At 56.7% G+C, this 22,066-nt stretch carries 16 protein-coding genes and 1 tRNA gene; 15 read left to right on the top strand and 2 right to left on the bottom strand.

Annotation, left to right across the window (positions count from 1 at the left end; genetic code table 11):
* Positions 1-196 precede the first annotated feature (196 nt).
* The 3 genes from AC13E3_RS09385 to AC13E3_RS09375 are packed head-to-tail and all read left to right on the top strand — an operon-like array spanning position 197 to position 4,894.
* Entirely contained in the window at positions 197-2,605 is a 2,409-nt protein-coding gene (locus AC13E3_RS09385; RefSeq protein ID WP_092031537.1) for an ATP-binding protein, read from the top strand.
* Between the two features lie 39 nt (positions 2,606-2,644).
* Positions 2,645-3,271 carry a response regulator FixJ gene (gene fixJ / locus AC13E3_RS09380; RefSeq protein WP_008170525.1) on the top strand — a complete coding sequence of 209 codons (627 nt, stop codon included), beginning with the start codon at positions 2,645-2,647 and terminating at the stop codon, positions 3,269-3,271.
* Between the two features lie 45 nt (positions 3,272-3,316).
* Positions 3,317-4,894: a response regulator gene (locus tag AC13E3_RS09375; RefSeq protein ID WP_476157744.1), complete on the top strand. Its 1,578-nt coding sequence runs from the start codon at positions 3,317-3,319 to the stop codon at positions 4,892-4,894.
* Here the strand turns inward: AC13E3_RS09375 and AC13E3_RS09370 are convergent.
* A complete protein-coding gene (locus AC13E3_RS09370; protein ID WP_288365871.1) occupies positions 4,891-5,766 on the bottom strand; it encodes a MaoC family dehydratase in 876 nt (291 codons plus the stop codon). The two genes, AC13E3_RS09375 and AC13E3_RS09370, sit on opposite strands and share 4 nt — an antisense overlap.
* Positions 5,767-6,051: 285 nt before the next feature.
* Here AC13E3_RS09370 and AC13E3_RS09365 point away from each other — a divergent pair, with 285 nt between their 5' ends.
* Complete coding sequence (locus AC13E3_RS09365) at positions 6,052-7,083, top strand: AraC family transcriptional regulator (RefSeq protein WP_008170520.1); 1,032 nt, start codon at positions 6,052-6,054, stop codon at positions 7,081-7,083.
* 138 nt (positions 7,084-7,221) lie between these two features.
* Positions 7,222-7,298: transfer RNA gene (locus tag AC13E3_RS09360), tRNA-Asp, on the top strand.
* Positions 7,299-7,547: 249 nt separating this feature from the next.
* Here AC13E3_RS09360 and AC13E3_RS09355 read toward each other — a convergent pair.
* Positions 7,548-8,597 carry an AraC family transcriptional regulator gene (locus tag AC13E3_RS09355; RefSeq protein ID WP_273073179.1) on the bottom strand — a complete coding sequence of 350 codons (1,050 nt, stop codon included), beginning with the start codon at positions 8,595-8,597 and terminating at the stop codon, positions 7,548-7,550.
* Between the two features lie 154 nt (positions 8,598-8,751).
* On the opposite strand from AC13E3_RS09355, the gene AC13E3_RS09350 reads away from it, so the two are divergent.
* The 10 genes from AC13E3_RS09350 to AC13E3_RS09305 all read left to right on the top strand — a co-directional run bounded on the left by AC13E3_RS09350 (position 8,752) and on the right by AC13E3_RS09305 (position 22,030).
* Entirely contained in the window at positions 8,752-10,821 is a 2,070-nt protein-coding gene (locus AC13E3_RS09350) for an oxidoreductase (protein WP_286804081.1), read from the top strand.
* Positions 10,822-11,026: 205 nt separating this feature from the next.
* Complete coding sequence (locus tag AC13E3_RS09345; RefSeq protein ID WP_286804082.1) at positions 11,027-12,274, top strand: DNA repair protein; 1,248 nt, start codon at positions 11,027-11,029, stop codon at positions 12,272-12,274.
* A gap of 111 nt (positions 12,275-12,385) precedes the next feature.
* Positions 12,386-13,270 carry an NAD(+) kinase gene (locus AC13E3_RS09340; RefSeq protein ID WP_008170512.1) on the top strand — a complete coding sequence of 295 codons (885 nt, stop codon included), beginning with the start codon at positions 12,386-12,388 and terminating at the stop codon, positions 13,268-13,270.
* Between the two features lie 2 nt (positions 13,271-13,272).
* Positions 13,273-14,286 (top strand): metallophosphoesterase, encoded by a 1,014-nt coding sequence (locus AC13E3_RS09335; RefSeq protein WP_008170510.1) that lies wholly within the window; start codon positions 13,273-13,275, stop codon positions 14,284-14,286.
* A gap of 43 nt (positions 14,287-14,329) precedes the next feature.
* Positions 14,330-15,193, top strand: a complete 864-nt coding sequence (locus AC13E3_RS09330) for a rhomboid family intramembrane serine protease (protein ID WP_053114787.1) — start codon at positions 14,330-14,332, stop codon at positions 15,191-15,193.
* Positions 15,194-15,358: 165 nt separating this feature from the next.
* Complete coding sequence (locus AC13E3_RS09325; protein ID WP_008170505.1) at positions 15,359-15,649, top strand: YeaC family protein; 291 nt, start codon at positions 15,359-15,361, stop codon at positions 15,647-15,649.
* Positions 15,646-16,485 (top strand): DUF2797 domain-containing protein, encoded by an 840-nt coding sequence (locus AC13E3_RS09320; protein ID WP_405418973.1) that lies wholly within the window; start codon positions 15,646-15,648, stop codon positions 16,483-16,485. Before AC13E3_RS09325 ends, AC13E3_RS09320 begins: the two co-directional genes overlap by 4 nt.
* Before the next feature lie 82 nt (positions 16,486-16,567).
* On the top strand, positions 16,568-19,210 hold the full coding sequence (pepN, locus tag AC13E3_RS09315; protein ID WP_405418975.1) for an aminopeptidase N: 2,643 nt from the start codon (positions 16,568-16,570) through the stop codon (positions 19,208-19,210).
* Between the two features lie 139 nt (positions 19,211-19,349).
* Positions 19,350-20,735: a DUF1329 domain-containing protein gene (locus AC13E3_RS09310; protein ID WP_008170500.1), complete on the top strand. Its 1,386-nt coding sequence runs from the start codon at positions 19,350-19,352 to the stop codon at positions 20,733-20,735.
* Between the two features lie 146 nt (positions 20,736-20,881).
* A complete protein-coding gene (locus AC13E3_RS09305) occupies positions 20,882-22,030 on the top strand; it encodes a WD40/YVTN/BNR-like repeat-containing protein (protein ID WP_227497736.1) in 1,149 nt (382 codons plus the stop codon).
* The last annotated feature ends 36 nt before the right edge of the window (positions 22,031-22,066 follow it).

Below are 22,066 nucleotides of genomic sequence, written 5' to 3'. Positions count from 1 at the left end.
ATTGTTTTTGTGGTTGGGACATGAAGTGTAGTTCCGGAAAGGCTGGCTGAAAAATGAGCGGCGGCGGAATTGTGAACTGCCTAACAAAATCCCGCGCACTGTGCGCGACTCCAGAAATCTTCGTGCTGAACGCGACAGAGCCGACCGCAGAATCTACAATGACCGGCCAATGTGTTAACCGTTACAGGACCAAACCTTGAAGTCACTGCCTCTGCACCAGCTTTACAAAGCCTGTGTTCTGAAAGATCTGCCGTTCAAAACCACCAAGCAACTGGAGCCCCTGGCTGAAATCGTTGGCCAGAACCGTGCCCAGGAGGCTGTGCGTTTTGCTCTGGCAATGCCCCATGGCGGTTACAACGTCTATGCCGTTGGCCGTAATGGCCTGGGTAAGCGCACCATGATGCTGCGTTACCTCGAGCATCATGTGGATACGGATCAGCAGAGCCATGACTGGTGCTACGTGGCCAACTTCGAGGAGCCGCGCATTCCGAAGCTGTTGCAGCTCCCGGCCGGGAAGGGTACCCAGCTCAAACAGGATATGGAAAAGCTGATGAGTCGCCTGGTCAAGGTTATTCCCCAGACCTTTGACAGCGACAGCTTTCTTGAGCGCTCGGAACAGTTGAAAAACGAATACGGCAAAAAGCAGGAAGACGAGCTGGAGAAGGTGGCGGCTCAGGCCAAGCGCAAAAAAGTCAGCCTCACTGTGACAACCCCGGGCGGTTATCGGTTGGTGGCCATGAATGGCGACGAACCCCACACTGCGGAATCTTTCCAGGCTCTGACCGATGAGCAGCGCGACAAGTTCGAAGATGCCATCAACAAGCTTGAGAAAAAGCTCCGGCAGGCGCTTCGCAAACTGGCGGACTGGGAGCAGGAATACGCTGATAAACAGCAAGCCCTGAACCAGGAGACCCTCGAGAGTATCTCAGGCCATCAGATTGATGAGCTGATCGAGAAATACAAGGATCTGCCGGACGTGGTCGCCTTCTTTGAAGCGGTTCGGGCGGACCTGGTTGAAAATCTCGAGATTTTCCTCGATGACAACGAGGAACAGGCAGCGATTGCGTATGCGTCCCTCGACAAGAAGATGCCCCGCCGTTACCTCGTCAATGTTCTGGTGCATCAGAAAACCAACGAAGTGCCGATGGTTGTGGAGGATAACCCCACCTACCACAACCTGTTCGGTTACGTTGAGAACGTCACCTACAAGGGCACCGTGTTCACGGATTTCTCCCTGATTCGCCCGGGCAGCCTGCACAGGGCCAACGGCGGCTATCTGTTGATGGACGCCATCAAGGTTCTGGAGCAACCGTTTGTATGGGATGGCCTCAAGCGTGCGCTGCGTTCGAAGTCCATACAGATAAATTCACTGGAACGGGAACTGACGCTGTCCGGAACCATCTCAATTGAACCGGAATCGGTGCCCCTGGACGTCAAGATTGTTCTGTTCGGCGACCGTGAAACCTGGATGTTGCTGCAGGAATACGATTCCGAATTCGCCGAGCTGTTTCGAGTCACGGCGGATTTCGAGAACGAAATGTACCGTTCCGATGACAGTCAGCTGTTATATGCCAAGTTCATCGCCAGCCTGGTGAGCGAGAAGAAGCTACTGCACTGTTCGAACAAGGCGGTTGCCCGGGTGATTGAACACAGTGCCCGTATGGCCGAGCATCAGGATCGACTGTCCCTGCATGCAGCCGATATTGCCAACCTGCTGCGGGAATCCGATTTCTGGGCCCGTCAGGCCGGTGCCAAGCTGATCCAGGACCTGCACGTTGAGCGAGCGCTGGAAAGCGCGAAATACCGCAGCAGCCGGATACGGGATCAGTTCTATGATTCCATCCGTGACGGCACAACGCTCGTAACTACAAGTGGCACGTGTGTTGGCCAGGTTAATGCACTCTCGGTGCTGTCCACGGGTGGATTTGAGTTCGGTCTTTCCAACCGTGTCACCGCTACCTGCTATTATGGAGATGGCGCGGTCATGGATATTGAGCGAGATGTAAAGCTTGGTGGCAATCTGCACTCCAAGGGCGTGATGATCCTGAGCTCCTGGCTAGCCTCCCATTTTGCGGTCAACGATCCGATGCACCTGTCGGCCAGTCTGACCTTCGAGCAGAACTACGGTGAAGTGGACGGAGACAGTGCTTCTCTGGCAGAGCTGTGCGCGCTGATTTCGTCTCTTTCCGGTATACCGGTTCGGCAGGATCTTGCGATTACGGGGTCGGTCAACCAGTTTGGTGAGGTTCAGCCCATTGGCGGTGTCAACGAAAAAGTGGAAGGCTTTTTTACCACCTGCCAGCTCAAGGGTGGGCTTTCAGGCAGCCAGGGTGTCATTGTGCCATCCACCAATGTGCAGAACCTGATGCTTGACAGCGAAGTGGTGCAGGCAGTGCGCGGGGGGCAGTTTGCGGTTTACGCGGTCGCCCGTGTTGAAGAGGCCATCACGCTGCTGCTTGGAAAGCCTGCGGGCAAGGCCGATGACAAAGGCAGGTACCCGAAGCAGAGCGTTTTTGGCATTATCCAGCAACGGCTAGAAAAAATGCGGGAACACGAGCGCCAGGAACATGCCCGTGACGACCATAAAGACCCGTCAATTCACTGACCGGCGATCATAAGAAAACGGACAGGAGAGAACACACCCATGACTGATATCCAGCAAACCGTGTACGTTGTTGAGGACGATGAAGCAGTCCGCGATTCCCTGGAGCTGCTGCTGAAATCCGACGGCAAGCCGGTAAAGACCTATGAGAGTGCAACCGCTTTCCTGAAGGACTACTCCGACAAGATGGCAGGCTGCATTGTGCTGGATATTCGCATGCCGGGCATGGACGGTATGGAGCTCCAGAAAAAGCTCAATGAAAAACACTCTATATTGCCGATTATCTTTGTGACGGGTCACGGTGACGTCCCCATGGCCGTCGACGCCATGAAAGAGGGCGCTGTGGACTTCATTCAAAAGCCCTACCGTGAGGAGGCACTGCTGGAGAAAATTGAGGCAGCCCTCAAACAGGATCTTGAGCAGCGAAAGTCTCTGGACGAGAAGCAGGAGATCATTCGCCGCATCAAGAGCTTGACCCCCCGGGAACACGAGATCATGGACCGTATGATTGCCGGTCAGGCCAACAAGGTGATTGCCATTGAGCTGGAAATCAGCCAGCGCACGGTCGAGATCCACCGTTCCCGCGTTATGCACAAGATGGGGACCCATTCCCTGGCACATCTCGTTCGTATGGTCCTGTCCGTAAAGGACCTTATCGACGCAGGGTGATCCCGGCGGCATCATACGGTTACTTTTCTAACCGGCCCGACATTTATGACTGAAGCTGTCAGCGAGAACTCGGAGGTGACGGTTCTGCTCGTGGATGACAATCCGCAGAACCTCAAAGTCCTCTATGAGACCCTGAAAGACAAAGGTTACCGGCTACTCATTGCCAACGAGGGTGAAAAGGCCCTCGACCTTGCCCACCGCCATCAGCCCGAAGTGATTCTCCTCGATATCATGATGCCGGAGATGGACGGCTATGAAGTCTGCGAGCGCCTCAAGGCCGCCCCGCAGACGGCCGACTGTGCCGTCGTCTTTCTGTCTGCGCTGGACGACCTGCAGGCAAAGGTGAAGGGCTTTTCACTCGGCGGTGCCGACTACATCTCCAAGCCGTTCCAGTCCCAGGAAGTGATCGCTCGCGTGAAAACCCACGCCAGCGTTATTCGTCTTGAAAGAGAGTTGCAGGCCCGCAACCGGGAGCTGCAGAGTGACCAGGCCCGGATTCTGAACTCCATCAGCGAAGGCATCTACGGCCTCGATGAGAACGGCATTATTGAATTTGCCAATCCGGCGGCGGCATCAATTGTTGGCTGCCCGGTGGAAGAGTTGATTGGTCGTGATTTCTTCGAAACCCACTTCGCGACTGCCGGTGACAATCCGGACGGACTGCCGGTGAAGGCGACCTGTCAGCAGGGTGTGGCCGAGAACCAGCGGGATATCCGAATGCTAAGGGCCGACGGAACCGGATTTCCGGCGGAGTACCGCTCAACGCCGAAACTGGACTCTGACGAGCTCCACGGTGCTGTTGTTGTATTCCGGGATATCACCGCCGAACTGGACAATGAAAAGGCGCTGGAGGATGCCCGGCAACTGGTTCAGGAACAGCGCGATCAGCTTGCCCATACCTCGCGCCTGACCACCATGGGTGAAATGGCCGCCGGCGTTGCCCATGAGGTGAACCAGCCGCTGACCGCCATCACCAATTATGCCCGGGTCGCCAAGCGGATGATGGCAAAGGAAAGCCCTGATATGGGGCTGCTCCAGGAGACCCTCGACAAGATCGAGGCACAGTCCCACCGCGCCAGTGAAATCATCCGACGCATTCGTCGATTCATGAAAAAACCGGCGACGGGCAAGGAAGTACTGTCGGTGCCTGCGTTGCTGGAAGACACCCGGCAGTTTGCCGAGGTGGATATGCGTAATAACAAGGGCGCTATTGAGCTGTCCGTGCCTGGGGATATGCCTGAGGTTCTGGCCGATCCGGTTCAGGTACAGCAGGTCGCCCTGAATCTGATTCGCAACGCTCTGGAAGCGACCAGCAGTATTGATTCCAGCGCGCCGGTAGAAGTGAGTGCCAGTGTGCAGGGTGGCACCTGTGTTCGAATCCAGGTGCGGGATCACGGCATCGGCCTCTCGGAAGATGCCGAAGAGAAACTGTTCCTGCCGTTCTTCACGACCAAGGATGAAGGGATGGGGATTGGTCTTTCAACCTGCCGTTCCCTCATACAGGCGCAGGGTGGCGACATCGGTTTCGAGCGGCCGGAAGGCGGTGGTGCCTGTTTCTATTTCACGTTGCCCGTTGCCGGCGCCCAGGGTTCCCCCTGCGCACCGGATGGCAAGCCTGCCTAAAGCCAGTCGACGCGCCCGGTTAGATGGGGCGCATCGCCTTTGGCATTCAGCACCTGGTAGTCCCACCCCGTTTCTCCGGTTTTCCAGTTCAGCTGGGCTGTACCAGGCAGAAACAGCGGTTTCTTGAACTGGCAGCTGATGCTGAGGGCACTGGCTTGCCAGCCTTCCTGTTGTTCCAGTAGCGCCAGTGCGTGGGCTTTGGTCCACATACCGTGGGCGATTGCCCGTGGAAAGCCGAACGCTTTGGCGCTCAGGGCATGCATGTGGATCGGGTTGCTGTCGCCGGATACCCGGGCGTATTGCCGGCCAATCGATTCGGGCGCCTTGAAATTTTCGGTGTTTGGATAACGTTCCAGCTCTGGCGGTGTTTTTTTGCCGGACGACTTGCTCTCGCCATCCGGTTGTCGGAACAACGTCGTGCTCGCTTCTTCCCAGACCAGTTTGCCAGCCGAGCGAGCCTCGGTGATGAGATCAAACTCCACGCCCCGGTCACTTTTCACGGTATTCCCCAGTCGTACAGATAAATCCAGGTTCTCCCCGGTGCCGATCGGCCGGTGCTGGGTAATGGTGTTTCGCAGGTGCACCAGGCCCAGCAGCGGCAGGGGGAAGGCCTTCTCGGTGAGCAGTTTCAGGTGCAGTGGAAAAGCCAGCACATGGGGCCAGGTAACGGGCAGATGACTACCTGCCGCGAAGCCACAGACCTGCTGGTAGCGCTTGAGGTTCTTGCCGGCAGTACTGACGCCAAGCAGGCTGGCGGCTAACTCCGGGATGCTGACGTCACCGCCGGTTTGCTTTTGTTTCGGCAGCAGTGTTCTGCCATACATGGGCAATAGGGCGGGTGGTGTCGTGTGGTAAACGAGGGTCTCTGGCATGGATGTTCTCCTTTATAGCCTCGACCGGAAATGCCGGCGCTGCCTGAGTAAAAGCGTAGTAGCAGAGGATATGCTTTTTTTTACATTTTGGTACAACTCGGCGTTCGTGGCCTGATATGCTCTAATATAAGACGATTGTCTAACAGGGTGCCTTTTCTGGGCCCTCTGGATCTGACAAACCTCTGGAGTGTGGCAAACCCTGCCAGATCAGGCATTGACCTGGCGAGCCCCGGCGACTGTCCGGCCGGCCAAAGTAGAAGTCAACAAATAAGAAAACGGGATCTTATGCAGGAACTTCGTGACGCGGGAGTGATGTTGCGCCTGATTTATGAGGCGATGAAAAAGAAGGGAATCGATACCAATGCGATTTTCAGCCGTCTGGGTGTGGATGAAAATTACGTTTATACCGAACAGCTTCGAACTCCCCACAGTGCGCAGATGTACTTCTGGCAGGCTGTTGAGGATGTTTCCGGCGATCCGGATGTTGGCCTGCATCTGGGACAGTTGCTGCCAGCGTATAAGGGGCAGGTGCTGGAATACCTTTTTCTGAGCAGCCCAACCTTCGGCGAGGGCCTGCGTCGGGCCCAGAACTATCAGCGTCTGCTGAGTGATGCCGCTAACACCGATTTCTTCATTGAGGGCGACGATGCCTGCATGGTTCTGGATGCAGCGTCTGATGATGTACGTCGTTTACGGCATTTCAATGAATGTTTCGTGCTGGGACTGATTACCTTTTTCCGCTCCATCACCGATGGCAACTTTTACCCGTCACGCATCGAGTTCGAGCATGAGCGTGCCGAGGGCCAGGATCATGTTCGCGAGGTGCTGGGGTGCGATGTCACCTTCGGTGCGCCGGAAAACCGGCTGTATTTCCCGGCCAAGCTGCTTTCCCATGCTTCGCCGCATGCCGAGCCGGAGCTGCTGGATCTGCACGAGCGGTTTGCCAGCGAACAGGTTGCCCGGTTGGAGAAGAAAGACATCGTTGGTCAGGTGGAGCGGATTGTCGCAGAGCTCCTCGATAGTGGAGAGGTCACCCTCGATGCCGTCGCCGAGCGGCTCGGCATCAAGCCGAGGACCCTGCGTACCCGGCTGACAGAGGCCGAGACCAGTTTCAATCAGGTACTCGCGGATTTTCGCTATCGCCTGGCCCGTCAGTTGCTGGCAACTACCGATGAATCCATTGATGAGATTGTCTACCTGACCGGCTTTTCTGAGCCCAGCACTTTTTATCGCGCATTCAAACGCTGGTCCGGAATGACACCTATCGAATACCGCAAAACCGCCCAGGGCAAGGACGCGATGGTCGATGCCATGTAACAGAACGCTTTTTCTGAAAATATTTAAGAAAAAGCGTTGACATAACAGGGCGCCTCTTTATAATGCGCCCTCGTTGTCACAGAGCAATCACACCCTTGATTGCCAAGCCTTTTCAAGGCAAGTTGTGATGACCCGCACGGAGCGGTAGTTCAGTTGGTTAGAATACCGGCCTGTCACGCCGGGGGTCGCGGGTTCGAGTCCCGTCCGCTCCGCCATTTTTTCCCTCGTTTTACCTTTCACGTTATCCGACTTCTCCAGTTGCATTACATTCAACGCCAAGCTTCATTGTCATCGTTCTGTCATTGAGAACTTCTAGGCTATTTCTGAAAATTCAGGAATCAGGAAGGCTGTGATGCGGGATTACGAAGAAGAGTTGATTGAAAACCAGTTCGAAGAATATGAAGACGATGATGGCTGGGACGACGCCATGGAGTTATAGGCAAGGGATGAAACCATCACCGATGTCACCCATGTCTGATCTGCTTTCGGTGCTCCCCGGGGCTTAGATTGAACCAGCGCCGGTAGGCCTTGTGGAAGGCCGCAGGATTGGCAAAACCCAGAAGCCAGGCAATCTCCGCCAGTGATGTCTCTGTCTCCCGAATATAATCCCGCGCTAACTGTTTTCGCGTTTCATCCACCAGTTCCCTGAATCCGGTTCCCTCGGCGGCCAGTTGTCTCTGGAGCGTCCATGGCGCAATCCCCAGTTTAACTGCAATGGTTTCCAGGCTGGGTGTCTCGCCCCGAAACAGGGGTGTGAGAAGGTTTTTTACGCGGTCGCCTGTGGTCCACCCCCGTCGTATCTGCTGCAGTTCCCGTTCGCAGAGATCCGAAAGCTTTTCATGCATGGCGGGCTGAGCCTGCTGGCTGGCGCTTTCCCAAATGTCCTGACGAACGGTAAGGCTGTTGTTCGAAGCTCCAAACTGCACGGGGCAGCGGAACCAGCTCTCGAACAAATCATCCTGGCCGATTGATCGGTATTCGATAGTGACCTTCTCCAGAACGTCATAACGGCCCGTAACGGTCCTGAGAAACTGGGTCCACGCGGCAAGAACGGAATCCACCACGAAGTAGTTGAAGCCGTTATAGGGACGAATCGAGTAGAACTTTGCTTGCCGGGTTTCCGGTTGGACCGTTGGAACGCCACGGCTATTGCGGCTGGTTAGCAGAGCGTATCGAATCAGCGTGGCGAGTGCTGCGCCAGTGGTGCCGGCGGTTTCTCCGGCCAGCCCTGCAATACCCGCGTCGACAGGGCGTGATAGCGCACCCATCCTCAGCCCGAGAGCCGGGTTGCCGGTCTCGTTGATCGCGGCATGCCCCAGACGCATAAACCGCGGGATGCTGATGCGCGCTTCCGGTGATGTCAGGGTCTGATGGTCAAGCTGGAAACGGGATGCCAGTTCTGCGCTGCTGGCGCCTTCGGCTTCGGCGGCCCGCAAAAGAGCCGACGCATAGAGAACACTGATGTCCCCGAGTGAGTTTCGGTTTTTTGACGGGCTGGAGAGGTGGGCGTTCATTGAAGCCTTTGTCTGACATGTTATGCAAGGATAATAAAATGTTATCCCTGGATATTGTCGATGGCAAGATGCGCGGGTAGTTTAAGGCTCAACAATGAACGGAGCCCTGTCATTTATAGGCGTTCCGCCCGAGATCACGATGAGGAGAGCAAACATGACCGCGAGCACGACGCCAGGCGTTGCCAAGTACCCGAACCTGCTTGAGCCACTGGACCTTGGTTTTACCAAACTGCGTAACCGCACCCTGATGGGCTCCATGCACACCGGCCTGGAAGAGGCCAAAAATGGCTTCGAACGCCTTGCGGCATTCTATGCAGAGCGTGCCCGTGGCGGTGCCGGCCTGATCGTGACTGGCGGTATTGCTCCGAATGTGGAGGGGGGCGTTTTCCAGCACGCCGCCAAGATGACCACCGAAGAGGAAGTCGAGAAGCACAGGGTCATTACCGATGCGGTGCATGGAGCTGATGGCAAGATCTGCATGCAGATCCTCCACGCTGGCCGCTACGCCTATTCTCCGGAGCTGGTGGCACCCTCGGCCATTCAGGCGCCAATCAATCCGTTCAAGCCCCGGGAGCTGGATGAAGACGGCATCGAGAAGCAGATTCAGGACTATGCGGAGTGCGCCGCACTGGCACAAAGCGCCGGTTATGACGGCGTTGAAGTGATGGGGTCAGAGGGTTACTTCATTAACCAGTTCATTGTGTCTCATACCAACCATCGGACTGACCGTTGGGGTGGCAGTTACGAAAACCGCATTCGTCTGCCCATCGAAATCGTTCGCCGGGTTCGTGAACGAGTGGGCGAGAACTTTATCCTGATTTACCGCCTGTCCATGCTGGATCTGATTGAAGACGGCAGTACCTGGGAAGAGGTGGTGCATCTGGCCAAGGAAATCGAGAAGGCGGGTGCAACCATCATCAATACGGGTATTGGCTGGCATGAGGCCCGCGTACCTACCATTGCCACCTCAGTTCCCCGGGGCGCATTTACCAAGGTGACCGCGCGCTTGAAAGGTGAAGTGAGCATTCCTCTGGTCACCACCAACCGGATTAACATGCCGGATGTGGCCGAGAAGATTCTGGCCGAGGGCGATGCCGATATGGTGTCCATGGCCCGGCCGTTCCTCGCAGACGCCGATCTGGTTCTGAAGGCGGCGGAAGATCGCGCGGAGGAGATCAACACTTGCATCGGCTGTAATCAGGCCTGCCTTGATCACACCTTCAGTGGCAAGCTGACGTCCTGCCTGGTCAATCCCCGCGCCTGTCATGAAACCGAGCTGACCTACGTGAAGACCGCGAAGCCCAAATCCATCGCGGTGGTTGGTGCCGGCCCGGCAGGACTGGCTTTTGCTTCCGTGGCGGCAGAGCGTGGCCATAAGGTGACACTGTTTGACGCCGGCAGTGAGATTGGTGGCCAGTTCAACGTTGCCAAGCTGATTCCGGGCAAGGAAGAGTTTTACGAGACGTTGCGTTACTTCCGGGTGATGCTCGACAAGCATCAGGTCGATTTACGCCTGAACACCCGGGTTAGCGCTGACGACGTGAAAGCCGGTGGCTTTGACGAAGTGATTCTGGCCACTGGCGTAAAGCCGCGTACGCCGGAAATCGAGGGTATCGATCATCCCAAAGTGATCGGTTATCTGGACGCGCTGCTGGAGCGCAAGCCGGTTGGCCAGAAAGTGGCCGTGATCGGCGCCGGCGGTATCGGTTTCGATGTCTCCGAGTTTATCGTCCACAAGGGCACGTCAGCTGCTTTGGATACCGATCACTTCATGCGTGAGTGGGGTGTGGATCTCAGTGTTGAGCATCGTGGTGGCATCCAGGGCGTTGAGCCCCAGGTACCGGAGCCTGCCCGGGAAGTCTATCTGCTTCAGCGCAAGGCCTCGAAAGTGGGTAAGAACCTGGGCAAGACCACCGGCTGGATTCACCGGACTTCCCTGAAAAACCGTCAGGTTCAGATGGTGCCCGGTGTGACCTATCGTAAAATCGATGATGAGGGGCTGCATATAACGGTCACGCCGAAAGGCGCAGAGCAGGGCGAAGATCGTGTGCTGCCCGTGGATACCATTATCGTCTGCGCGGGCCAGGAGCCGCTGCGCGAACTGCAAAGCGAACTCGAGGCAGCGGGCCTGCCAGTTCACCTGATTGGTGGCTCGGATGTGGCGGCTGAACTCGATGCCAAGCGAGCGATCAACCAGGGCAGTCGCCTGGCAGCAGAGCTTTAAGCGCAAACACGATCACAAATCGTTGCACTTTTTCCCTGTGCAGAAACGATTGTCTGGCTAGACTAATAGCTTTGAGTCTGTCAGCTTGCGTCTTCGCCCCGGCTCCGGGAGGCTGGGGTTGAAGAGGCCGGCACCACGATCGGATGGAACATCTCTCAGTGTTCTGTCGTGTGGTGTCGAGTCGTTGAACTTTGGAGAACGTGCAATGGTGTCTGCCGACCAGGCAACCGATGGTTATTCGGCGGTATTTTTTGTGGAAGGAAGCCAGGTGGCTCGCGAAATGCGGGCCACGGAATTCGGCGCTTTCCTGGATGGCTACGTTGGGCTGTCCGATCTTGCCGAAACCGATGTCAGGGCTGTTCTGGTTGAGTTGAGTCCCGATCTTCGGGTTCAGGCACTCGTGTTCTTCCGAATCTGGTTTGATGAGGAGGGCAGGGCAGACAGTCACTGGAACCTGCCGATTGAAGAGCTCGCCAGGCAAGGCGCCAAGGGGCCGGACATGGGCGGTGGTCCGATCCGGCTGGTTTGCCGAAGCCAATGCCCCGATCCCAAGTTCAAGGAGGATCTTTGGGACCCGGACATGACCCCGGGGAATAATCATTTCCAGGCCATTCGCAAGGCAGTAGAGGCCAATAGCCTTAAATTCCGCAAAGTTGAGCCGGTACAGGAAGAGAATATTCCGGTTCTGAATGAGCAGGCAGAAGATTCTTCGGAGCGCGAAGAGGCCGCAGCCGCCGCCGACCGTTCCCGCCTGGCGCAGTTGATTCGTGAGCAACGCCTGCGGATCAAGACCCTCCAGAGTGTCCACCGCGATGCGCTTTCGGATATCCAGCGAGAGCACCGGCTGGAGGTCCAGGGGTTACGCAGTGATATTGCGGATCTCGAGCAGAAATACGAACGCCAGCGCCTCAGTAATGAGCAGCTCAAGAAGCGACTTTCCGAAAGAAACGAGCAGTACCTCGCCATGCAGGAGCAGATGGCCGCGGTAGGTGAGGAGAAACAGCGGGAGGATTCAAACGCGGGTGCCGAGCTCCTGCTCCTCAGGGAGCAGCTGGAGCGGCGTCAGCGCGAACTCGAGCTGAGAGACGAGAAGATTGTCGCTCTCGAGGAAGAGAACCACGAGCTGAGAAACCGCGAACCTCCGGAAGACTCCATCATGGACCATTTGAAGCGCCAGACGGTGTTCCTGGTGGCCTACCAGCCAGGCGCCGGTCACGTAACGCTGCCCTTCAAGGACATTGAGACCTACTTCAGCAACCCCACCGCCTACGCCGCGGAACGCTGCGGCATGAATGAGCCCGCCTATCGTGAATGGCTGGATCACTATGAAAATCCTGTGTGCACCCACAAGGGCAACGATGGCAAACCCTGTGGTGAGCCGATCCTGCGGGTAAGCCAGCCCTCGGAATTCCGCCCGGGCGTTGACGATCGGTGTGAGAAACACCAGGCCTGAGGTTTGAACTTTTTCAGTATCGGGGTGACTTTCGTTAAACTGTACGCCAGATTGTCACCGGGGTAACGGTTTCGTTGGTCCCCGCCGCATCCCGACATCACAGGAAACTTCATGGATCAGTTCAGGAACATTGGTGTAATTGGCCGAATGGGCAGTGTGAAAGTGGTTGAATCACTGCGCCAGCTCAAACAGTACCTGATCACCAACAATTACCACGTCATTCTTGAAGAAGACACAGCCAGCATGCTGCCAGGGCATGGCCTGCAGGTGGCCAGCAAAAAGCTTCTGGGCGAAATTTGTGATCTGGTCATCGTGGTTGGCGGGGATGGCAGCCTTCTGGGCGCCGCCCGGGAGCTGGCCAAGTCCAAGATTCCCCTGCTTGGGGTGAACCGTGGGCGGTTGGGCTTCCTGACTGACATTTCGCCGTCCGATCTTGAGGAACGCCTGGGCAAGGTTCTGGAAGGCGAGTACATGGAGGAGACGCGGTTCCTGCTGGATGGCAATGTTGAGCGCAACGGCCAGCCCCTGGGGTTTGGTACGGCCCTGAACGATGTCGTACTGCATCCCGGTAAATCCACCCGGATGATTGGCTTTGACCTCTTCATCGACGGCCATTTCGTCTACAGCCAGCGTTCGGATGGCCTGATTGTCTCTACGCCGACAGGGTCTACCGCCTATTCGCTGTCTGCCGGTGGTCCGATTATGCACCCGAAGCTGGACGCCATTGTTCTGGTGCCCATGTTTCCCCACACTCTCAGTAGCCGGCCGATCGTTGTCGATGGCAAGAGTGAAATCAAACTGGTGATCGGGGAGACCAATGAAACCTATCCGCAAATCAGCTTTGACGGCCAGATGAACATTGCCTGCGCGCCAGGCGATATCATTCGCATTACCAAAAAGCCGTTCAAGATCCGGTTGATTCACCCCACAGACCATAATTTCTACGCCACCTGCCGTGACAAGCTTGGCTGGGCTAGTGAAATATCAGCGAGTTGATCATGGCTGCTACAAAACCGACCGCAAACCGCGGTTACGACATCATTGGCGACATTCACGGCTGTGCCAATACCCTGGCCCGATTGCTGGACCAGATGGGCTATCGGAAGATCAACGGGGTCTACCAGCACCCCCGTCGTCAGGCGATCTTCATCGGCGATATCATTGATCGTGGCCCACGCATCCGTGAAGCCCTGCACCTTGTGCGCGATATGGTGGAACATGGTTCGGCTCGAATTGTCATGGGCAACCATGAGTACAATGCCCTGGGTTACTGTACGCGGGCGCGCCCGGGCAGCGGCAAAACCTTCCTGCGCGAGCACAACGCGCGTCACGACCGCCTGATCCGCGAGACTCTCGAGCAGTTCGAAGCGCACCCCTACGAGTGGAATGAGTTTCTCGAGTGGTTCTACACCATACCGCTGTTCATCGACGACGAGGATTTCCGCGTTGTGCACGCCTGTTGGGATGGCGACCTGATCGAGAAATTCAAGCAGTCGCAGGGTGGTGCGTGCATTGATGAGGATTTCCTGCACGCCTCTGCCGCCATCGAGTCTTTTGCCGGGCAGGTTATGGATACCCTTTTGAGGGGGACGGATCTACGGCTCCCCCGGGGAATGACCATCACCGGTCGGGATGGCTATGTGCGCGAGTTTTTCCGAACCAAGTTTTGGGCCGACGATCCCCATACCTATGCCGATGTTGTCTTCCAGCCGGACCCGTTGCCACCGGAAGTGGCAAGCCGCGTATTGACGGAAAGCGAGCGAAAGCAGCTGATCAGTTATCCTCTCGATGCGCCCCCGGTTTTTGTCGGGCATTACTGGATGGAAGGAGAGCCGGCGCCGCTCAAATCCAATGTCGCGTGCATCGACTACAGTGCCGTGAAGTACGGGCGGTTGGTCGCTTACCGAATGGATGGTGAGCGGGCACTTTCCCGGGACAAATTTGTCTGGGTTGATGTGGAAAGACCGGAGCAAGCGGATTATCCCAATAGCGAGGACAGTCTTGCACGCTAGACCGAGCGTTGTGTCTGAATCATTTCCGGAGGCGGAGTAAGCGGTGTACCGAGTCAAGCAATTGGATACCACGGTAAACCTGGCGGGCTTCAGCCGTTGGCTGAACGGTCAGGGTGTGACCCACCGCATCACGGAAGAGGGCGGGTTCCAGGTGCTCTGGCTGGAAGATCCTGCCCATGCGGAACCCGTGCTCTCGGCCCTTGACCGTTTTATGGCGGAACCGGAAATCAGGGAAGCGGTGGATCGTCAGAACCGCTCACCGGTGTTTGTTGGTGGCCGCTGGCAACCTTCTCCACGTCATGCGCCGCTGGTGCTGGGGATTATCGTGTTTGCCGTAACCATGGTCTGGCTCACGGCCATGGGGCAGAATGAGCTGGCGGCCAGCCTGATGGTGATCGACCCCCGGGATTACGACTGGAGCACCATGGCCGGCCGCATTGAAGCGCTGACAGCGACGCTGGCAAGCGGCCAGGTCTGGCGGCTGCTGACGCCGGATTTTCTGCACTTCAGCTGGACCCACATCATTTTCAATTCGGTTATGCTCTGGTTTCTGGGTAGCCAGATCGAGTGGTTTGATGGTCGCGCCCGGCTAATCATGCTGTTTGTGATCACCAGCCTGATTTCCAACGGCCTGCAGTATTTTGTCTCGGGTCCGCTGTTCGGTGGGCTATCGGGAGTGGTTTATGGGATTCTGGGTTATTGCTGGCTCAGCCAGCGATCGGCACCGAGGTTTCAGTTTCCACCTGCGTTGGTAACCTTTGCCGTTGCGTGGATGGTCATCGGATTTACCCCGCTGCCCGAAATGATCGGGCTCGGGCGTATGGCCAACGAGGCGCACCTGGGCGGGTTTGTTGCCGGCCTGGCCCTTGCGGTGGTTTTGCCCGTAAAAGGCAGAAGGGGCGCATAAAAAAGCCCCGCCAGAGGCGGGGCGTTAAAAGAGCTTTTAGCTCCTGATGAGAGAGACCAAATGATACGACCGTCGTCATTTGGTGAAGTAATGATAATCATTATCGTTTGATGCTGTCAAACGGTTCCGCCATATTTTTAATGAACGTTTTTTCAGGAGAGCGGGATGACTTACGAAGAACTGATCGAGCGACTGGATCCCAATGTCTACCGGAGCCTCCGGCAGTCAATTGAACTCGGCAAATGGCCTGATGGCCGAAAACTGACGCCCGAACAGCGTGAAATCAGCCTGGAAGCGGTGATCTACTACGAGAACCTTCACAACATTCCTGAAGAAGAGCGCACTGGCTACCTGGATCGGGGCAGCAAAGCCGGTACCGCCTGCGATCCTTCGGTGCAGCGCAAGCAGGATAAAGACGATATGGATCCCAGCCAGTTTGTCGAGGTCAAGTCTTGAGCGAACTGATTGATGTCACCGGCCGGCTCCGGAAAATGCCGGCGGAGGCCGGAAACCCGGTGGCCTACTCCATTGCCGTTGGCGATACCCGCATTCCTCTGAATGATCTGATCGGCAGGCCTTTGCGCCTGGATTTTGATGGCGTGATTCGTTGTATTCATTGCGACAGGAAAACCAACAAAAGCTTCAATCAGGGCTTTTGTTACCCCTGTTTCCGCAAGCTTGCCGCTTGTGACAGCTGCATCATGAGTCCGGAGAAGTGCCACTATCACCTTGGTACCTGTCGGGAGCCGGAATGGGGAGAAACCCATTGCATGGTGGAGCATGTGGTGTACCTTGCGAACTCGTCGGGTCTCAAGGTTGGTATTACCCGGGCGTCCCAGGTGCCAACACGGTGGATTGACCAGGGGGCTGTTGACGCTATACCGATGGTGCGCGTTGCAACGCGATACCTCGCAGGCCTTGTGGAAGTCGCCTGCAAGGCCCATGTCGCTGACCGGACCAACTGGCGGGCCATGCTCAAGGGCGATGTTCCTGAGCTCGATCTGGCACAGGAGCGTCAGCGCATGCTTGGGCTGATCGCTGACGATCTTGAGGCCCTCAGGCAGACCCACGGTCAGGATTCGATCCGGGAAGTTGACGAACAGGGTCTTGGCCTGAGCTATCCCGTCAAGGTCTGGCCAGAAAAGATCAAAACCCATAACCTCGACAAAACGCCGGAAGTGGAGGGCGTGCTCGAGGGCATAAAGGGGCAGTACCTTATCCTGGATACCGGTGTGATCAACATTCGGAAATTCACCGGTTATGAAGTCCGTTTCCGGGTCATGGAAGGCTGACAGCGCCTTGCCCGGCCCTTCTTTTCATGTCTGCAGGTGCTGATCATACGCACCTGCAGACCGCGAACTCTGGAGAAAACCAATGCGTACCAGCCAGCCACAGACCATTTATCTGAGCGATTACAAGGTGCCGGCGTATCTGGTCGACACCGTAGACCTGAGGTTCGAGCTCTTTGAAGACGGGGCGCGTGTGCACAGCACGCTTGACGTTCGCCGCAACCCGGAATCTGATGAAGTGTCTGCACCTCTGGAGCTTGACGGCGACAGTCTGACGCTGGAATCCGTCGCCCTGGATGGTGCCGACCTGGCTGCGGGAGACTATGAGGACCGGGGCGACCAGCTTGTTATTCGCTCGGTACCGGAGCAGTTCACGTTGACCGTGGTGACCTGGATTGAGCCCCAGAATAATACCCGCCTGGAAGGTCTGTACAAATCCTCCGGCATGTTCTGTACCCAGTGTGAGGCAGAAGGCTTCCGCTGCATTACTTTCTTCCCGGACCGTCCGGACGTGATGGCACGTTTCCGAACCCGCATCGAAGCCAACAAGGACGCCTATCCGGTCCTTCTCTCTAACGGCAACGATGTGGAAAAAGGCGAGTTGGAAAACGGCCGGCATTTTGTCACCTGGGAAGACCCGTTCCCCAAGCCCTGCTACCTCTTCGCCCTGGTGGCCGGAGATCTGGTTGAGAAACGGGACACGTTTTCCACGTGCTCTGGCCGCGACATCGATCTGCGCATGTATGTGGAGCCCCGCAACGCCGAGAAATGCGATCACGCCATGGACTCGCTGAAGCGTTCCATGCGCTGGGATGAGGAAGTCTATGGTCGAGAATACGACCTCGATATTTTCATGATTGTGGCGGTAGACGACTTCAACATGGGCGCCATGGAGAACAAGGGGCTCAACATCTTCAACTCGTCCTGTGTTCTGGCCAGCCAGGAAACCGCTACGGACTTGGCGTTCCAGCGCATTGAGGCCATCGTCGCCCACGAATATTTCCACAACTGGTCAGGTAACCGGGTCACCTGCCGCGACTGGTTTCAGCTCAGCCTGAAAGAGGGCTTTACCGTTTTCCGGGATTCCCAGTTCTCGGCAGACATGGGTTCGCCGACTGTGAAGCGGATTGAGGATGTCACGCTGCTGCGTACCGCCCAGTTTGCTGAAGACGGAGGCCCGATGTCGCATCCGGTGCGGCCGGCTTCCTATATGGAAATCTCTAACTTCTACACCCTGACCATTTATGAGAAAGGTGCAGAGGTCGTACGCATGATCCATACCCTGCTGGGGCCGGACATGTTCCGCAAGGGCAGTGACCTGTATTTCAAGCGCCACGATGGCCAGGCCGTCACAACCGATGATTTTGTAAAAGCCATGGAGGATGCCTCCGGCCGTGATCTGAGCCAGTTCCGTCTGTGGTACGAGCAGGCCGGCACGCCGGTGTTGGCCATTTCGGACGACTTTGACGCGGAGACAGGTGTGTACCGCCTGACTATTGAGCAAAGCATTCCGGATACCCCGGGCCAGACCAACAAAAAACCCCAGCACATCCCGTTTGCGCTGGGTCTGCTTGGACAGGATGGCCAGCCCCTGCCGTTGCAGCTTGAATCCGGAGATTCGGGTGCGCCGACGGAGCGGGTGCTTGAGCTGACCGAAGCCGTCCACACGTTCGAATTCCATGGCGTCGAATCCAGACCTGTGCCATCACTTTTGCGGCACTTCTCCGCGCCGGTTCGGGTTCGCTACAACTGGAGCCGAGAACAGCTGCTCTTCCTGATGAGCCATGATCCGGACGGTTTCAACCGCTGGGATGCGGGCCAGAGACTGGCCGTCGATGTCATCCAGTCACTGGTCGGAGCGCCGGACGATGCGGACATCGAACCAAGACTGGTTGAGGCTTATCGCAAGCTGATTTCCGACACCGATCTGGATCAGGCCCTGGTGGCGAAAATGCTACAGCTTCCTTCGGAAGCGTACCTGATTGAGCTTACCGAAAACGCCGATGTGCCAGCCATTCACCGGGCTCGTGACTCAGTGCTGCGGCACCTGGCCGGTGCCCTGAAAGGCGAGCTGATTGATTGCTACCAGCGCCAACAGGACAGTGGTCCCTACGAGGTGACGCCGGAGGCCATTGCCCGTCGTAGCCTGCGCAATACCGCTTTGGCCTGGTTGCTGATGATTGATGACGAGGAGGGTCGGGGCCTGGCTGTGAGCCAGTTGAACGCTGCTGACAATATGACCGATCGCATGGGTGCTTTGCGTGCGCTCGTCAATTCGGGCTTTGAGGCTGATCGCCGGCAGGCGCTTGATCACTTCTATGATCGGTTCCAGGAAGATCCGCAGGTTGTTGAACAGTGGTTCTCTGTGCAGGCGTCCAGTGATCAGGCCGGGCAGTTGGCGGACATCCGTAAGCTTCTGGAGCATCCGGCGTTCGACTGGAAAAACCCCAACAAGATTCGCTCTGTGGTGGGTGCGTTTGCGGGTCAGAATCTGGCTGCTTTCCACAAGCCTGACGGTTCTGGTTATGAATTCCTGGCGGATCAGGTCTGCCGCCTGGACGACAGCAACCCGCAGATTGCTGCGCGCCTGGTGACGCCGCTTACCCGATGGAGAAAGTTTGCGCCCGCGTACAGCGCTCAGATGAAATCTGCCCTGGAGCGTATTCGCGACAAATCCGGATTGTCCCGGGATGTTTATGAGGTGGTGCACAAGAGCCTCGCGGAGTGAAGCCAGATACAAAATCGCACTTTCGGTCGATAGACTTTAGTCTGGGATCGGGTAATCTGGAGTAAGGTCTGTAATTCCATCAGACGACAATAAAAAAGCCTCCGCAGAGGCTTCCAGACGCACTTAAGGTTTCACAATGATGTATAACAAAAATGCGATTCTCGGCGGCCTGCTGGCTTTCTCCGTGGCATCAGCGCCTGCGTGGGCGGCGGTCTCCGCCAGTGAAGCGGCCCGTCTGGGCCAGGAGTTGACACCCTTTGGCTCGCCCAAGGCCGGCAACAGCGCCGGAACCATTCCGGCCTGGACCGGAGGCTTGACAGAGCCGCCTCCCGGCTATGAGGGAAGCGGACAGCACCACATTAATCCGTTCCCGGATGATGAAGTCCTTTTTACCATTACGCCTGCCAACATGGATCAGTATGAGGAGTACCTCACTGACGGTGTGAAGGCGATGCTCGAAACCTACCCGACCACATTCCGTGTGCCCGTTTACCAGTCCCGTCGTACCCATGCGGTCCCTGATTGGGTGGCTGAGAATACCCGTGAAAACGCGGTAAGCGCGGAGATTGTTGGCCAGGGCGAAGGCCTGGACGGAGCCTTTGGCGGTTACCCATTCCCGATCCTGCACGGCAATGACGAGCAGAAGGCCTGGCAGGCGGTCTGGAACCACCTGACCCGCTGGCGGGGCGTGAATATAACCCGTCGCTCCAGTGAGGTGGCAGTCCAGACCAACGGTGACTACTCGCTGGTTACCTCTCAACAGGAAGCCTTCTTCAACTACTACAACCCGGAAGGCGGTGAAGAAGATCTGGATAACGTGATCTTCTACTACCTGTCGTTTACCCAGTCACCACCCCGCCTTGCCGGTGGCGCCATTCTGATTCATGAGACCCTGAATCAGATCATCAATCCCCGGAATGGTTGGGGCTACAACGCCGGTCAGCGTCGGGTACGTCGGGCGCCAAACCTGGGGTACGACTCCCCGATTGCAGCGGCTGACAACCTCCGGACCGCAGATGATACCGATATCTTCAACGGGGCCCTGGATCGCTATAACTGGAATTACGAAGGCAAGCGGGAAATCTACATCCCCTACAACAATTACCGAATTGGGGAAAAAGGTCTTCCTTACGAGGAAATCCTCGGTATCTCCCATCTGAATCCGGACCTCACCCGCTGGGAGCTTCACCGTGTGCACGTGGTAGAAGCCACACTGAAAGACGGTGAGCGCCATATCTATGGCAAGCGCCGCTTCTATATCGACGAGGACAGCTGGAACACGGTTCTGCTGGATCAATACGACGGTCGCGGCGAACTCTGGCGTGTCACGATGGGGCTGCCGAAAAATTATTATGAACTTCCAGGTGTGTGGACGGTTCTTGACGTCTATCATGACCTTCAGGCCCGTCGTTATCATGTACTCGGTTTGGACACAGAAGAGGCCAATACCCGCGTGTTCACCAATGAGGTCCCGAACAAGCGTTACTTCTCGCCGGCTTCCCTGCGCCGCAGGAGTGTTCGCTAACGCACTGTTGGCCGAGGGATGCGTCCCCGCCCACAGGAAGTGGCGACCCGACATACCGGCAATCGTAAGGTTGCCGGTATGTTTACAGTTATTCCCGGCTTTGCCGGTCAGAGACACAGTTCAATACAACATAATAGGCAATCTGAATGGCTAAAAGGTTGATGTGCAAGACTCTGGGCGCTGCCTGCCTTGGACTTTCCATGGTCTGGTCTGCCCCTGCAGCGTTTGCGCTTGCAGATATCATCGAAACCCCGGCCCGGCCGACGGATCTGGCCCCGGAAAATCTTCTCACCGATGCGACCCGGGTTGGGGATCGCATTGTGGCCGTGGGAGAACGCGGCCATATCATCTACTCGGATGATGAGGGGAAAACCTGGGTTCAGGGTGAGGTACCTGTTTCTGTGACCCTGACAGGGATCGATTTTGGCTCCGACAGCCATGGCTGGGCCGTGGGCCACAGCGGCGTTGTCCTCCATACCAGCGACGCCGGGGCCACCTGGGACCTTCAGATTGACGGTATCCGCGCCATGGAACTGGCCATTGAGAGCCGGGAAGAGCAGATTGCCGCCATGGAGGAGCGCATCGAAGAAGCGCCCGAAGAAGAGAAAGAGGATCTCGAGTGGGCACTGGACGACCTTTACTTTGCCCTCGAGAACATTCAGGCGGATATGGACATTGGTCCAGTTAACCCGCTGCTGGATGTCTGGTTTGAAAACGAGAACCGCGGTTTTGTGGTAGGCGCTTACGGTATGTTCCTGCGCACCATGGACGGTGGTGAGACCTGGAAAGACTGGGCGCCAAGAATTGATAACCGGCAGAACTTCCATCTCAATGGCATTACCCGGATCACGGGTGGTGCACTGGTGGTCGTTGGTGAAGCCGGTCAGATACATGTCTCTGTAGACGGTGGTGAGACCTTTGAGCGCCGTGAGGCGCCTTATGAAGGCTCCCTGTTCGGTGTCATCGGTACAGGCCGGGTGAACGAGATGCTCGCCTTCGGCCTTCGTGGCAACATGCTGTTCTCTTCAGACCTCGGCAGAAGCTGGCGGATGGTCCCCAATTCAGCTGGGGCTACGCTCAACGACGGCGTCGTTTCGGAAGATGGTCGTATCACCCTGGTAGGTAATAGTGGTGCGGTACTGATGAGCACCAATGGCGCCGAAACCTTCCGCGAGCATTTCAGAAGTGATCGTGAAGGTGTCATGAGCGCGGTGCCTATCTCAGGAACAGACCTGCTGATTGTCGGCGAAGGTGGCGTAAAAATCACAGACGCCCGTGGAAGAAACCTTCAATAACGCCCTGATGTGGCAACAACCGAACGAATAATAGAG

The organism is Marinobacter sp. L-80 (assembly GCF_056859395.1).
Note: the sequence above shows the minus strand (reverse complement) of the source record. Positions and strands in the feature narration are given on the sequence as shown.